Source organism: Crocosphaera sp. UHCC 0190 (assembly GCF_034932065.1).
Taxonomy (GTDB): Bacteria; Cyanobacteriota; Cyanobacteriia; order Cyanobacteriales; family Microcystaceae; genus UHCC-0190.
Window position 1 is genome coordinate 247,076 of the sequence record NZ_JAYGHP010000002.1, and the last position, 13,899, is coordinate 260,974.

Genomic DNA, 13,899 nt, shown 5'->3' on the forward strand with positions numbered 1-13,899 from the left:
ACCTTGAAAGGTGCAGCTATTAAAACAAAGCCCGCCTTCGCGGGCTGAGTTATTTGTTAATATTAATTATAATTAACCATAAATCATTTTGTTTGACTTACCTTGACTCAACAAGAAACCCATTTACAACAAGCTCGCGCCAGTCTTCAACAGGCTCTATCCTGGTATAGTAGTGTTCGCCGTCATTGGAATTATCCCCCAAACCCTGAACTTCAAGCGGCGGTTAGGCCAGATTTACAAGCTTTAAAAGCATCCTTAGAAAAGCTGGAGCAAAATTTTATTAAAATTGCTACCTTTGGGTTAGTAAGTAGGGGAAAATCTGCGGTTATTAATGCCTTAATGGGTCAAAAAATGCTTGAGAGTGGCCCCATTCACGGGGTGACAAAATGGCCAAAATCTGTCCGTTGGACTCCCCCTAGTGGTAAAATTCAGGTGGAGTTTATTGATACCCCTGGATTAGATGAAATTGACGGGGAACAACGGGCTATCATGGCGCGGGAAATTGCCGAACAAGCGGATTTAATTTTGTTTGTGATTTCTGAGGATATTACTCGCACTGAATATGAGGCATTATTAGGCTTAAGAAAAACCTCAAAACCTCTAATTTTGGTGTTTAATAAAATTGATCTCTATCCAGAAAAAGATTGCCAAGAAATCTATCAACAATTACAAAAGATTGGTCAAAAGTCTCAAGAAAAATCTCAATTACTGATTGTGCCAGAAGATATTGTTCTGATTGCGGCTGCCCCCCAACCTATTCCTATTTTAGTCAAATATCCTGATGGCACAACTGCTGAAGAATGGGAAACCCCTGCCCCTAAAATTGATGCTTTAAGAAATAAAATTTTGACTATTTTAAATCAAGAAGGCCGTTCTTTATTATCCCTGAATGCCTTAAGACAAGCTGAAAAAGCAGAGGAAAATATTGCCAGAAAAACTGTTAAGATTCGACAAAAAGAAGCAGAAGAAATTATCTGGAAATATGTTAAATACAAATCCTTAGCTGTTGCTATTAATCCCATTGCGATTTTTGATCTAATCGGGGGAGCTATCACAGATTTAGGCTTAATTCGCTCTTTAGCGCAATTATACGGCTTACCCATTACCAGTTATGAAGCAGGGAAATTATGGCGTAAAATCCTGTTGAGTTCGGGAGGATTATTATTAGGAGAAATTGGCAGCAGTGTCATTTTGGGATTGGGAAAAAGTGCCTTAGCTGCTTCTAGTTTATTTGATAATCCAGGCCTATTAACGACTTATAGTAGTACGGCTATAATGCAGGGAGGAATTGCCGGATATTTTACTTATATTATTGGTAAAGCAGCACAAGAATATTTAGAAAAAGGCTGTAGTTGGGGGCCTTTGGGCCCAAGTATGGTCATCAAAACTATTCTCAATCAAGTTGATCCTAATACGATTATTTATCGCTTACAAAATTAAACGAAAAAAACCTGTAGGATCAACAATTCTAACCCTAGGTTTATTGATAAGCCTTTGAATTTGATAAGATTTGTTTGCGATTCTTTTTGCATAATTCAAGGGCAGAAACATCTAAGACAAAACCATTTTTCCCTTGATATTTAGCCTGATAAAGAGCCTGATCGCTGAGAGAAATCAAGAGATCAGATTTTAAATTACTCTGGGGAATTATACTGGCAAACCCAACACTAATAGAAACATAAGGGGAAACTGAAGAGCGACGATGAGGAATTTGTAATTGTTGGATCTGCTCAATAATTCTCTGACAAATGGGTTTTCCGCCCTTAGTATCCGTATTGGGGAGAATGATGGCAAATTCTTCGCCCCCATAGCGACAGACAAGATCCGTGGCTCGTAAGACGGCTGTTTTTAACCCTTGTGCCACTTGATAAAGACAGCGATCGCCTTCTAAATGTCCATAGGTATCATTATACTTTTTGAAGTAATCAACATCGCATAAAATGAGTCCTAAAGGTTGTTGTTCTCGGATAGCCCGATGCCATTCTTGCTCCATACAATCATTAAAATGGAGACGATTGCCAATTTGGGTCAAGGGATCAAGACGAGACAATTTTTCTAGGTGATCATTGGCTTTTTCTAACTTTTTAACCAGACTTTCTAGATAAATATTTCTGCTTTGTAATTCTTGTTGTAATTGTCTGATTTTTAAGTGATTTTGTACCCTAGCTAAAACTTCAACCAATTTAAAGGGTTTGGTAATATAATCACAACCTCCCACGGAAAAAGCCTTTACCTTATCGAAAGCTTCATCACTAGCACTAATAAAAATTACGGGAATATCTTTGGTTTTAGGATTCGTTTTTAATTGTTGACAAACCGTATAGCCATCCATACCAGGCATACGAATATCGAGCAAAATCAAATCAGGGGGAGCTAATTCAACGGCTTTTAAGGTAATGGGGCCATTAAGAGACTGACGCACCTCATACCCTTGCTCATCCAGCATACCAGACAGCAAGGCGAGATTATCAGCAGAATCGTCAACCACTAAAATGACGGGTTGGGGGACAGTATAAGGAGAGAACATGATTAATACAGGTTAGTTTAATAAATGATAAAATGGTAAAAGAAACAACAGAAAATAGGGAACAAATTAAGTTAATCATGACATCTCATTTTGAGATTATTGGTGATGAGAATCTATGAGTTCTGTAATTGTAGCAAATTGGTAAGTTTCTGCCAGTTCTTTCAGAGATTTTGCTAAAGTGGGATGGGACAAAGCAATCTGGTCAATCAAAGATAACACTTTTTTTCCATTGAGGTGAAGACTGGCTTGATAGAGTTGCCCTAACCACTCTCTAGGCATTGCTGTTAATGAATCTGGGGTTAATGCTGAAGAAACTTCTTCCTGTTGCCCATAATTATCAACTGTCATTTTTAACGGTTCATAAATATATTTTAGCCCCAAATGTTGGGACATTTTTTCCCAAATCACTGTTGTCCGAAAGGGTTTTCCGATAAAATCATCACAGCCGCAAGATAAAGCCATTGTCCGCTTTTTTTCTGAAACATAAGCGGTTAAAGCCAGGATATAAGGACTTGTTCCCTGAGCTATCTTTTTAATCTGTTGAGTAGCTTCACAACCGTCCATGATAGGCATTTGTAAATCCATCCAAATGAGATGAGGTTGCCATTGTTGCCATCGTTCAATGGCTTCTTGTCCATTTGTGGCAGTTTTAACGGATAAACCTACAGATGAGAGCAAATTAGCTAAAAATTGACGGCTTTCGACATGATCATCTACGACTAAAATACGATAACATGGTTGATTGGGAGCTAAACCAATCACTTTAGTCTCTATCGGTTGGGGTAAAATTGCCTCAGCTTGGCTCAATTTAACGGGGAGTTTAATTGTAAAAATTGTTCCCTGATTTAACTCGCTTTTAACGGTGATTTCTCCCTCCATCAGTTCAACAAATTGACGACTAATATATAAGCCTAAACCTGTACCTATTTGAGTATTAATGCCACTTTGGGTTTGTTCAAAGGCCTTAAATAATTTATGAATTTCTTCTGAGGAAATTCCCTGGCCTGTATCTTCTATTTCTAATTGAATAAAGTGTAATTCATCATTATTCTTTTGCTGTTTTTTTCCTTGATAGTTAATTGCTTTGGCTCGTAAGGTTATGGTTCCTTCGTCTGTAAATTTAATGGCATTAGAAAGCAAATTAATTAAAATTTGACGCAGCTTACTTTCATCTGCATAGATATAGTAAAAATCATTATTTAGTTTATTTTCTAGAATAATATTAAGCCCTTTGGATTTGACTTTTAAAGCAAATGTTTCTGAAATTTGAGCTAATAATTGATAAAGATCAAAGCTGTTTTCTTTGAGGAACATTTGTCCGGCTTCAATTTTAGATATTTCTAAAACTTCGTTAATCAATGATAGAAGATGCTCCCCACTGCGGTTAATGATTTCTAATTTTTTTCTTTGTTCATGATTCAGAGATTCATCTTGATTTAATCCCTCAGTATAACCAAGAATTAAATTTAAAGGGGTTCTCAATTCATGATTTATTTTGCTTAAAAAGTCTTGTTTTGCTTGATTGGCTTTGTGGAGTTCTAAGGTTCTTTGTTCAACACGAGTTTCTAAGATTTCAAAAGATTCTTTTAGCTGCTTTGTCATCTGATTAAATGCGTTAGCTAATGCTCCTAATTCATCGTCATTTTCTATTATAATTGGTTGATTAAATTGATTATGGTTTAGGGACATAACCGCTTGATGTAAATTATTAATAGGTTTAATAACACGATATTGGATAAATTTAATTATAGAAATAACAATGATAATAACGATGATTAAAACAAGAGTAAATGTTAGTATTAACGGAACAAATGGCGAAATTGTTTCAAAAAAAGGTTGTTCAATGGTCGCTACCCAAACAACATTATTTAAAGGTTCTATCCATTGATCAGAAAGAGAAATTTCAAATGCTTTATGATAGGCAATAACTAACTGTTGATTGGGAGATTGTTCAATGTTTAATTTCCCAATTTTTTTGACAATCCTGTCAAAAGAAGAAATTTCAGTATTTAATAAACGAGGATCTCGATGAACAATAATCCGATTTTTATGATCACTTTCATCCGTAACATAAATATTAGTTGTCCCAATTGTTTTTTCTATTAATTTTCGCCAAAGTTCCGTTAAATCAATGTGGGAAACTAGGGTAAGATCTTCAATTGGTAGTCCTAATTCATCGGTTACTTTCACGGCCATTGTCACTGAATAAGTATTGCGGTCATATTCGACAGAACCCAACCAAACTTGAGTGATTTCTTGAAGCTTAGATAACCAAGGTTGTTGTTCTAAATAAGTAATATTATAACGAAAACTACGACTACTTTGGGCAATAACTTTACCATTATTTTTAACTAAAAATATATCTAATATTGCAGGATTTCGCCAGCGAATTTGACGTAACATTTGTTGTTTTTGTTGTACTGTAGCTTTAGGGGATAAAACTCTATTTCTTAAAAGATCAATGGTTAAGGTCGTAAAAAATAGCTTAAATGTATCAATTTTCTGTTCACTAATTTGTTCCATCGTCGATTCAATTCGTTTTGTCATAAACACAGAAGACAAAAAGATAGTGTTGACAATTCCCAGTAAACTAATGGCACTCAATAAAACAATTCTTTGAGTAATTTGTTGGATAAGTAACCCTTTTATTTTAGGTGGTTTTTGACTCATTGAATCCCTTATTTTAAATATTGATCAATGTTTTCAAGTGTAATTATTAAAGAACTCTCTGTCTGATTTTTCCAAATTAGTTGACAAGGAGGAAAATATTGCCTTTTACCTTCTAAATAATCAATCATCAATTGAGTCATTAATTTGACTTGGATTTCAGGAATTTGATTGACAGTAGCGTTAATTTTTCCTTCTTTAATGGCATTTAATCCTTGATTCATCCCATCAAATCCAGTAATAAGAATGCCTGATCTTTGGGCCTCTGCCACTGCTTGACTAGCACCGATTGCCATCTGATCATCTGCTGCCATAATAACATCAATATCTGAAAATTTCTTTAACCAATCGGCTGTGATTTCTTTAGCTTTTGATGTTTCCCAAACTGCGGATTTCATATCCAAAATATCAAGATTATCAGCTTTTTTTATGGTTTTTAATCCTTCTAAAAATCCTTGACGACGTTCAACAGTATTTTCTTCATGTAATGATCCTTCTAAAATTAAAACATTAATATTGTGAGCAGAAGGATTAGACTTTTCTAATTGTTGAATCACCCATTTCCCCATCATTTTACCTGCCTGAAAGTTATCGAAACTGACAAAGGTTAAAATCTGATTAGTATCAATAGGCGTATCAATGATGATGACAGTAATTCCTTTATTAGTAGCTTTTTCAACCACAGGGACTAACTGAATAGAGTCTTCTGGGGCAATAATTAAGCCATCAACTTTTTTACTCTCAATTAAATCGAGAATCAGAGCAATTTGGTTTTTGACATCTCCTGTACTATTGGGTTTATCTGCTGTAAATTTGACAGTAGCTTGAATGCCAAAGTCTTGACTAACTTGTTTTATTCCTTGGTCTATCTGTTGCCAAAAAGGATCACTACTGGTTTTGAGAAGATAACCAATGCGCCAGGGTTTCGTTGCTTGAAAACTCTCTTTTATACTATCAACATCTAGGGGTTGACAAAGTTTGTGTTGAGAAAATTCTGAGGGATTTTTCTCTTGGTTTTGAGTTACAATAGCTGAGTTATTCTGTTTTTGACACGCGCCTAATAAGGAGTTTATCCCTATCAGGAGTGATATACCAATGACTCTAAACGGGCTTAGTCTTGGGCGTTTATGAATACAGTTGATAGATGTTAAAACCAATTCTCTAAAGATTTATATTATGACTATACATAGTATAGATTCTAAAAGCTGAACAGTAATTCTGGATTTTTGTCTTTTTGTTAAGAAATATATAGATTTATTAATGATTTATCTCATCATCGGTGTATCGGGTTCAGGAAAAACCACTATCGGACAAGCTTTAAGTCATCAATTAGGTTATCCTTTTTATGATGCTGATGACTTTCATCCTCCAGAAAATATCGCTAAAATGAGTCAGGGTATTCCTTTAACTGATAGCGATCGCTTACCTTGGTTAACAGCAATAAAAGACGTAATTGACCAATATCAACAGAGAGAAAAAGGCGCAGTCATTACTTGTTCTGCCCTTAAACAGTCCTATCGAAACTTCTTAGGAAAAAACACTCAAGCTCTGATCTGGATTTATTTAAAAGGAAGTTATGAACAAATTTTAAACCGTCTAGAAAACAGACAAAAACATTATATGAAATCAGGGATGTTACTGTCTCAATTTCAATCTTTAGAAGAACCAGAAAATGCCATGATTATTAATATCAATTTATCGATTGAAGACATTATACAAGAAATTATTTTAAAATTTGTCCCTTGATTGGGAAAGGAAAAATAAATTTATCTGATGAGATCAAAACCGCAAAAATAAGCAGAAACCCTGCAAAGAATAGAATTTTTGATTAAGATAACAATGTAGCAAGATAATAATAAGAATTGTGCGAGATTTTCAATCCATTCAACAAACAACCTACGACCTAATCGTAATTGGTGGCGGAGTCAATGGGGCGGGAGTCGCACGGGATGCGGCTTTGCGAGGTCTTAAAACCATTCTCATCGAAAAAGGAGACTTTGCGGGTGGCACCTCAAGCTGGTCTACCCGTTTAATTCATGGCGGGTTACGCTATCTAGAATACTTTGAATTCCCTTTAGTGCGGGAATCTTTGCGAGAACGAGAAATTCTCTTACATACGGCCCCCCATTTAGTCAGGCCTCTCTTACTAACCATACCAATATACCGCGATCGCTCTCGTCCCTACTGGAAAATTTGGGCGGGAATGTGCCTTTATGACATTTTAAGTGCAGATAAGACTGTTCCTGCCCATCGAATGCTCTCCACCGCCAAATTTAAGCAACTCTTTCCGGCCCTAGATCCCGATGGGTTGGTTGGTGGCGCGCAATATTATGATGGTCAAGTAACCTATGCAGAAAGACTCTGTTTAGAGAACATTCTCTCTGCTGATGAGGCCGGGGCCACGGTGCTAAATTATGTCAAAGTCACCCAATTACACCGTCAAGGGGATAAAATCAGCCATTTAACCTGTAAAGATGGCCTAACGGGACAAGAATTCACCATCACAGGGAAAGATAATTGCATGGTGATTAATACTTCTGGCCCTTGGGTGGACGATGTGTGTCAATTAGGGGTTAAAGATGGGGAAAATGCCCCCATTGGCAAAACCCAGAAAATTGGGGGTACAAAGGGCAGTCATATCGTGGTAGATCCCTTTGCAGGTGCGCCTGATACCAGTTTATATGTCGAAGCAAAATCCGATGGCCGTCCCTTCTTTATTGTGCCTTGGTTGGGAATGTATTTAATTGGGACAACGGACTATAAATTTGAGGGGACACCGGATCAACTGAAGGCCGATAATGACGAAATTGATTATTTATTGCGGGAAACCAATAATATTATCCCCAATGCTCAGTTATCCCGTGAAGACGTTAAGTTTACCTATTCTGGGGTGCGTCCTTTACCCAATGAAGAAGGGAAAAAAGCGGGGAGTATTACCCGTCGTCACATCTTCTTTGATCATGGAAAAGAAGGGGTCAAAAATCTGATTTCTCTGGTTGGGGGTAAGTTAACCACTTATCGTCAAGTCGGGGAAGAAATCGTCGATATTGTCTACCAAAAACTCGGTAAGTCTGCCCCTCCTTGTCCCACGGAAGATCAGCCCTTACCTGGCTATATTTTACAGACTGATCCGCGCATTAAACAAGCTCATGACAAGTATCAGGATAAGGTATCCCGTCGCTCAATTGATCATTTATTTGCGATGTATGGGGCGAAAGCATTAGATGTGTTAGGTTTAACGGAGGTAGAACCGGATTTAGGGACATTAATTACCTCAAATTTACCAGATATTAAAGCGCAAATTGTCTACGGGGTTCGTCAGGAATATGCCTATACCTTAGTTGACTTGGCCCGTCGTCGCACTGCGATCGCTATGGAAGGAAAATATGGGTTAGAAGCGTTACCCAGTTTAATTGATACTCTGCAAAAATATTGTGGATGGGATGAGTATAAATGTGCAACGGCCAAGGACAATTATCTTAAGTACATGAAAAATAACTGTATTCCTGATTTTGATGCAGTTGACTCAGATCTCGAACCGAGAAATTGGGATCGGGAGGAAGTACCTGTGTTTTAGGTCATAGTACAATTAACTTAGCCAAAAATATCCCCACCCTCATGAGATTTTAGGGTGGGGTTTTGAATTCATTCGGTGTGAGGAAAAGATAATTGCGGTTATTTTTGAGCCACGGTAAAGTTAACAGTATTAGAACCAACGTTGAACCCAGAGGAATGCTCAATGTTGACACGACTTGCGGTTTGCTCCGTTCCTGTCGGGGTCACAGAAGATTGGCCCAATTGCAATGATAAGTATAGCAAGCACGTAACTGTGCCAGCTAAAAATAAACGTTCTAACATCTCACACCACCTAAAATAAGCCTGATCTTTTATGAAGATACTAGGATTAGTTGCCTAACGTCAAGGTCGAAAGATAGACAGGATGGAGAAATTTTTTACCTATCCCTAGTTTAAGTTAAAGTATTACCTAGGGGCGAAGGGCTGTTCGCGTCTAGAAAGGTTTAATTATTTAATGATAATTTGATGATTACTGTTCAAGAAGCTGACACCATTATTCTCGATTTAGTTACCCCTTTAACTGACACAGAAAGGGTTACTTTAACAGAAGCAACTGGAAGAATTTTAGCCCAATCTGTGACCAGTTCCTTAGATTTTCCTTATTGGGATAATTCGGCAATGGATGGTTATGCTGTGAGGTTTGAAGATGTGGTTAACTGTTCTGCAAAAAACCCTATTCTTCTTGATATTATTGATGAGATTCCCGCCGGAATTAAACCAGAAAAAAGGGTCAATTCTGGTCAAGCTTGTCGAATTTTTACGGGAGCAATGTTACCCGATGGGGCTGATACTATTATCATCCAGGAAAATACCCAGAAAAAAGACAATCAAGTTCTTATTTTATCTCCCCCAAAAGTTCCTCAAGAATTTGTCAGAAAACGGGGGAAATTCTATCAAGCAGGAAATCCTTTATTGTCCCCAGGAATTATAATTAATGCCCCAGAAATTGCTGTTTTAGCAACGGCACAATGTCCAATAATTACAGTTTATCGTCGTCCTCTGGTGGCTATTTTATCAACTGGAGATGAATTAGTGACTCCTTCTCAACCCTTACAACCTGGGCAAATTGTTGATTCAAATCAGTATGCTTTAACTTCATTTATTCTGAAAAATGGAGGGATTCCGATTCCATTAGGTATGGCACCTGATCAACCTCAGTTAATACGAGAAAAAATATTAGAAGGAATTAATAGTGCTGATGTTGTCCTTTCGACGGGGGGTGTTTCTGTGGGAGATTATGATTATATTGACCAGATCTTAAAGGATTTAGGGGCAAAAATTCACATTGATAGTGTAGCAATAAAACCAGGAAAACCATTAACAGTGGCTAAGTTTAATCAGGGATCTGTTTATTTTGGTATTCCTGGAAATCCCGTCTCTGCTTTAGTGAGTTGTTGGCGATTTGTACAACCGGCCTTACAAAAATTATCAGGAATTAAAGATGACTGGAAACCCAAGTTTATTAAAGCAAAATCTAGTCAATCTTTGTCTTCTAATGGTCAAAGAGAAACTTATATTTGGGGACAATTAAAATTAGTTGATGGAGAATATATCTTTCAATTGGCACAAGGGCAGCAAAATTCGGCTAATTTAATTAATTTAGCTTTAACAAATAGTTTAGCAATTCTCCCCATAGGAACAACACATATTAACCCAGGAGAAACAGTCATGGTAATTTCTATCTAGTTTATAGATTCTTTAGATTATTTGCTAATTTGCACGTTTCACGCAAGATTCAGATTAATGTAAGGTGAGCAATGCACACCCTGCTCCCATTATCCTAGAAGTCAAAATTACACCCCCATTATGGACGTAAAAGCTGCCGTTGCCTTTGAAGCTGGAAAACCCCTGATCATTGAAACCGTACAATTAGAAGGCCCCAAAACGGGGGAAGTCTTAGTGGAAATTAAAGCCACAGGGGTCTGTCATACCGATGCCTATACCCTCTCAGGAAAAGACCCAGAAGGCTTGTTTCCGGCGATTTTAGGTCATGAAGGGGCGGGTATCGTGGTGGAGGTGGGAGAAGGGGTAAAAAGCCTTAAACCAGGGGATCATGTGATCCCGTTGTACATCCCCGAATGTCGTCAGTGTGAATATTGCCTTAGCATGAAAACGAATCTTTGTCAAGCGGTGCGGGGGACTCAAGGGCGGGGTTTAATGCCTGATGGCAGTAGTCGGTTTTCCTTAGATGGACAGGAAATCTTTCATTATATGGGAACTTCTACCTTTTCTAACTATACCGTTGTTCCCGAAATCTCCCTGGCAAAAATTCGAGAAGATGCCCCATTTGATAAGGTTTGTTATATTGGTTGCGGGGTAACAACTGGTTTAGGTGCTGTTATTAATACGGCTAAAGTTGAACCAGGATCAAAGGTAATTGTTTTTGGGTTAGGGGGCATTGGTTTAAATGTCATTCAAGGGGCAAAAATGGTCGGGGCTGATATGATTATTGGGGTAGATCTTAACCCCAAAAAACGCGCTTTAGCTGAAAAATTTGGCATGACTCATTTTGTTAATCCTCAAGAGGTAGAAGGGGATTTAGTGCCTTATTTAGTGGATTTAACCAAAGGGGGAGCGGATTATAGTTTTGAATGTATTGGTAATACAAAAGTCATGAGACAGGCGTTAGAATGTTGTCATAAAGGATGGGGTGTTTCGGTTATTATTGGGGTGGCCGGTGCAGGGGAAGAAATTAGTACCCGTCCCTTTCAATTAGTTACGGGAAGGGTTTGGAAAGGGACAGCATTTGGGGGAGCAAGGGGTCGCACCGATGTGCCAAAAATTGTGGATTGGTATATGGATGGTAAGATTAATATTGATGATTTAATTACCCATGTAATGCCTTTAGAAAAGATTAATGATGCTTTTGAATTAATGCACCAAGGTGAGTCAATTCGTAGTGTGATTACTTTTTAGAAAAGGAGAAGTGTGAGCTATGGATCAAAAAATTTATGATGATGTTTATTCAAAACTTTATGCCCTTGTGACATTCAATATATATAATAAACTTATAAACATTAAACCGATTTATTTAAACGTAAATAAACCGTTGTTAATCCTTGCACGTTGCCGACATTTCCAGGAAATAAAACCACAGGTAAATTAGGGAATAAAGGATGATCTTTTTCAGTCCGTATCATTGAACATCCCGCTAAAACTTGACCTAATAAACGGGCTGATCGCAGGTTTAAACCCGTACTTAAAACATCATTAGAGGTAATGCCACCCTTACTAATTAAAAACCCAATATCACGGGGTAAACCTTGTACAATTTCCATTAATAAGGAAGAAACTCCTATCCCAAAATCTAATCTTTCTTGTACGGTATCAAAGGTTAATTCCTCTCGACTGGTATAAACAACTGGCGTTTTACCTGTCTCATAAACGATGTTAACTTTATCCAAAATTCCTTGTAATAAAGCATCTTTTTGAGCAGGATGATCTCGTAATTGTTTAACATCGACTTCGATACCAACCACATCAGTTTGTTGTAGTAAATCTGCTAATTGTTGGCTGCTTTTTTTGACATGAGAACCCACAATAATCACCCCAGGATCATTAGTGGGTTTATATTTTGCCATTTCTTCTTGTGCAATGGGTTGGGGGCCAAGTTGTGCTAAAGAAGTTAAAATACTGGCCGCACTGCGGAATAAAAAGCGTTTTCCTGATGCTGCTGCCGTTAATACATCTTGGGCAAACTTATCTAAATCTTCTTGTACTTCTCCATCAACAACTCCACATTGATTATCTTTTAGTTGTCGGAGTCTTTCTAACGTTCCTTGACGAATATCCGTTAATAAAAATCTTTCGACTTCTGTTGCTTTAATCCTGCCATTGGTCTTTTCTTCCACATAATCAGGAAGATAACTATAGTGATAACCAAAGACGGAATCTTTGGCAAATTCTGTTTCATGAACAGGGGTTAATTTTCCCTCTATTTTTAAATAGTGAACACTATCGATAGTTTCTCTTCCCCCTTCAAAAAAAGCAGGGATCAGAAAATGAGCATCAAACCCCCCTAATTCTGAGGCAATAACATCCGTTTCAATGGGATAATGACCTCTGAGGGTAGAATCTGACCGACTAACAATTAAAAAATCTTGAATATTTTCTGCGGCGATCGCCAGTTTAAGATTATGACAAACTTCTCTAGTAACTTGGGCGGCGTTTTCGGGGGTTAACGCCCTAGTATTGGTTAAAATGAAGAAAATGGGAACCTCATCTCTTAAGCCTAATCTGAGGGTTTCCACATCCCATTGCATTAATAGCAAGCAACTGTGGACGGTTTGCGATCCCGTTGGATCATCATCTAAGACAATAATTTTTGGTTGCTGATTCATGGTTTCTCTACGCGATCGCCCCTATTATTGTCTCATGTGCTTGTTTCAGGGGTCAACGGCCATTGACCCCTACTTGTTGCAGTATAGTTTAGTTACTAGCACTTGCAGTTTCAACAATTTTAGCAAAGGCTGCGGGATCGAGAATCGCTAATTGGGCAAGCATCTTGCGATTTATTTCAATATTAGCCTTTTTCATCTGGCCAATTAATTGACTATAACTCACCCCGTTGATTCTAGCGGCGGCATTGATCCGCGTGATCCACAGACGACGGAAGTCCCGTTTGCGTTTGCGGCGATCGCGGTAAGCATTCCGTAACGCCTTCATTACCTGTTGGTTAGCGGTACGAAATAGTTTGGAATGGGAACCTCTAAACCCTTTGGCTAGTTTGAGGATTTTTTTGCGGCGTTTACGAGCGACATTGCCCCGTTTTACCCTTGTCATAGTTACGCTTGATCTAAGTGTTTAGTTTATGGTCATTGACGGTTTGATGGGTTAACCCTTTAGAGATAGGGAAGCATCAAACGAACGTTCGGTTCATCTTGTTCACTGACTAAAGTCATCTGGGACAAACGACGACGCTTTCTTTCAGGACTCTTATGGTCTAATAAGTGGTTCTTGAAAGCTTTTCGTCGCATAATTTTGCCGCTGCCTGTTGCTCGAAAACGCTTAGCGGCAGCCTTGCGCGTTTTTAGTTTTGGCATGAACTTATATAAAATTTAGACACAATTCATTATTATATCATCAGAATCTTGTTTCCGGCAAGGCTTTAACCTTCCAACCTTCCCTAA

12 protein-coding genes are annotated in these 13,899 nt (G+C 37.9%); 5 read left to right on the top strand and 7 right to left on the bottom strand.

All coding sequences use genetic code 11. The features are described 5' to 3' along the window. The first annotated feature begins 102 nt into the window (after positions 1-102). A complete protein-coding gene (locus VB715_RS04315; RefSeq protein ID WP_323299961.1) occupies positions 103-1,440 on the top strand; it encodes a GTP-binding protein in 1,338 nt (445 codons plus the stop codon). 40 nt (positions 1,441-1,480) lie between these two features. On the opposite strand, the gene VB715_RS04320 is transcribed toward VB715_RS04315, so the two are convergent. The 3 genes from VB715_RS04320 to VB715_RS04330 all read right to left on the bottom strand — a co-directional run bounded on the left by VB715_RS04320 (position 1,481) and on the right by VB715_RS04330 (position 6,351). Beyond that, positions 1,481-2,527 (bottom strand): diguanylate cyclase domain-containing protein, encoded by a 1,047-nt coding sequence (locus tag VB715_RS04320; protein WP_323299962.1) that lies wholly within the window; start codon positions 2,525-2,527, stop codon positions 1,481-1,483. Positions 2,528-2,623: 96 nt separating this feature from the next. Continuing rightward, on the bottom strand, positions 2,624-5,197 hold the full coding sequence (locus VB715_RS04325) for an ATP-binding protein (protein WP_323299963.1): 2,574 nt from the start codon (positions 5,195-5,197) through the stop codon (positions 2,624-2,626). Between the two features lie 8 nt (positions 5,198-5,205). After that, positions 5,206-6,351: a sugar ABC transporter substrate-binding protein gene (locus VB715_RS04330; RefSeq protein WP_323299964.1), complete on the bottom strand. Its 1,146-nt coding sequence runs from the start codon at positions 6,349-6,351 to the stop codon at positions 5,206-5,208. A 103-nt stretch (positions 6,352-6,454) separates the two neighbouring features. On the opposite strand from VB715_RS04330, the gene VB715_RS04335 reads away from it, so the two are divergent. Then, positions 6,455-6,940 carry a gluconokinase gene (locus VB715_RS04335; RefSeq protein ID WP_323299965.1) on the top strand — a complete coding sequence of 162 codons (486 nt, stop codon included), beginning with the start codon at positions 6,455-6,457 and terminating at the stop codon, positions 6,938-6,940. Positions 6,941-7,058: 118 nt separating this feature from the next. After that, positions 7,059-8,771: a glycerol-3-phosphate dehydrogenase gene (glpD, locus tag VB715_RS04340; RefSeq protein WP_323299966.1), complete on the top strand. Its 1,713-nt coding sequence runs from the start codon at positions 7,059-7,061 to the stop codon at positions 8,769-8,771. A gap of 98 nt (positions 8,772-8,869) precedes the next feature. Here glpD and VB715_RS04345 read toward each other — a convergent pair whose 3' ends face one another. Then, positions 8,870-9,052 carry a hypothetical protein gene (locus VB715_RS04345; RefSeq protein WP_323299967.1) on the bottom strand — a complete coding sequence of 61 codons (183 nt, stop codon included), beginning with the start codon at positions 9,050-9,052 and terminating at the stop codon, positions 8,870-8,872. A 183-nt stretch (positions 9,053-9,235) separates the two neighbouring features. Between VB715_RS04345 and glp the strand changes: the two genes are divergently transcribed. Both glp and VB715_RS04355 read left to right on the top strand, forming a co-directional pair. After that, entirely contained in the window at positions 9,236-10,456 is a 1,221-nt protein-coding gene (gene glp, locus VB715_RS04350; RefSeq protein WP_323299968.1) for a gephyrin-like molybdotransferase Glp, read from the top strand. Between the two features lie 120 nt (positions 10,457-10,576). Then, complete coding sequence (locus VB715_RS04355) at positions 10,577-11,686, top strand: S-(hydroxymethyl)glutathione dehydrogenase/class III alcohol dehydrogenase (protein WP_323299969.1); 1,110 nt, start codon at positions 10,577-10,579, stop codon at positions 11,684-11,686. 101 nt (positions 11,687-11,787) lie between these two features. Here VB715_RS04355 and VB715_RS04360 read toward each other — a convergent pair whose 3' ends face one another. The 3 genes from VB715_RS04360 to rpmI form a co-directional block, all read right to left on the bottom strand. Next, complete coding sequence (locus tag VB715_RS04360; protein ID WP_323299970.1) at positions 11,788-13,110, bottom strand: four-carbon acid sugar kinase family protein; 1,323 nt, start codon at positions 13,108-13,110, stop codon at positions 11,788-11,790. A gap of 88 nt (positions 13,111-13,198) precedes the next feature. Next, the gene (gene rplT / locus VB715_RS04365; RefSeq protein WP_323299971.1) at positions 13,199-13,552 is read right to left on the bottom strand and encodes a 50S ribosomal protein L20; all 354 of its coding nucleotides are present in this window, start codon (positions 13,550-13,552) and stop codon (positions 13,199-13,201) included. Positions 13,553-13,611: 59 nt separating this feature from the next. Continuing rightward, a complete protein-coding gene (gene rpmI / locus VB715_RS04370) occupies positions 13,612-13,812 on the bottom strand; it encodes a 50S ribosomal protein L35 (RefSeq protein WP_323289784.1) in 201 nt (66 codons plus the stop codon). Positions 13,813-13,899: the final 87 nt, after the last annotated feature.

Bases quoted from the DNA above. Each gene is read 5' to 3' on its own strand.
- rplT (WP_323299971.1), bottom strand. From the start codon at position 13,552: ATGACAAGGGTAAAACGGGGCAATGTCGCTCGTAAACGCCGCAAAAAA.
- rpmI (WP_323289784.1), bottom strand. From the start codon at position 13,812: ATGCCAAAACTAAAAACGCGCAAGGCTGCCGCTAAGCGTTTTCGAGCA.
- VB715_RS04360 (WP_323299970.1), bottom strand. From the start codon at position 13,110: ATGAATCAGCAACCAAAAATTATTGTCTTAGATGATGATCCAACGGGA.
- VB715_RS04345 (WP_323299967.1), bottom strand. From the start codon at position 9,052: ATGTTAGAACGTTTATTTTTAGCTGGCACAGTTACGTGCTTGCTATAC.
- glp (WP_323299968.1), top strand. From the start codon at position 9,236: ATGATTACTGTTCAAGAAGCTGACACCATTATTCTCGATTTAGTTACC.
- VB715_RS04355 (WP_323299969.1), top strand. From the start codon at position 10,577: ATGGACGTAAAAGCTGCCGTTGCCTTTGAAGCTGGAAAACCCCTGATC.
- VB715_RS04320 (WP_323299962.1), bottom strand. From the start codon at position 2,527: ATGTTCTCTCCTTATACTGTCCCCCAACCCGTCATTTTAGTGGTTGAC.
- VB715_RS04325 (WP_323299963.1), bottom strand. From the start codon at position 5,197: ATGAGTCAAAAACCACCTAAAATAAAAGGGTTACTTATCCAACAAATT.
- VB715_RS04335 (WP_323299965.1), top strand. From the start codon at position 6,455: ATGATTTATCTCATCATCGGTGTATCGGGTTCAGGAAAAACCACTATC.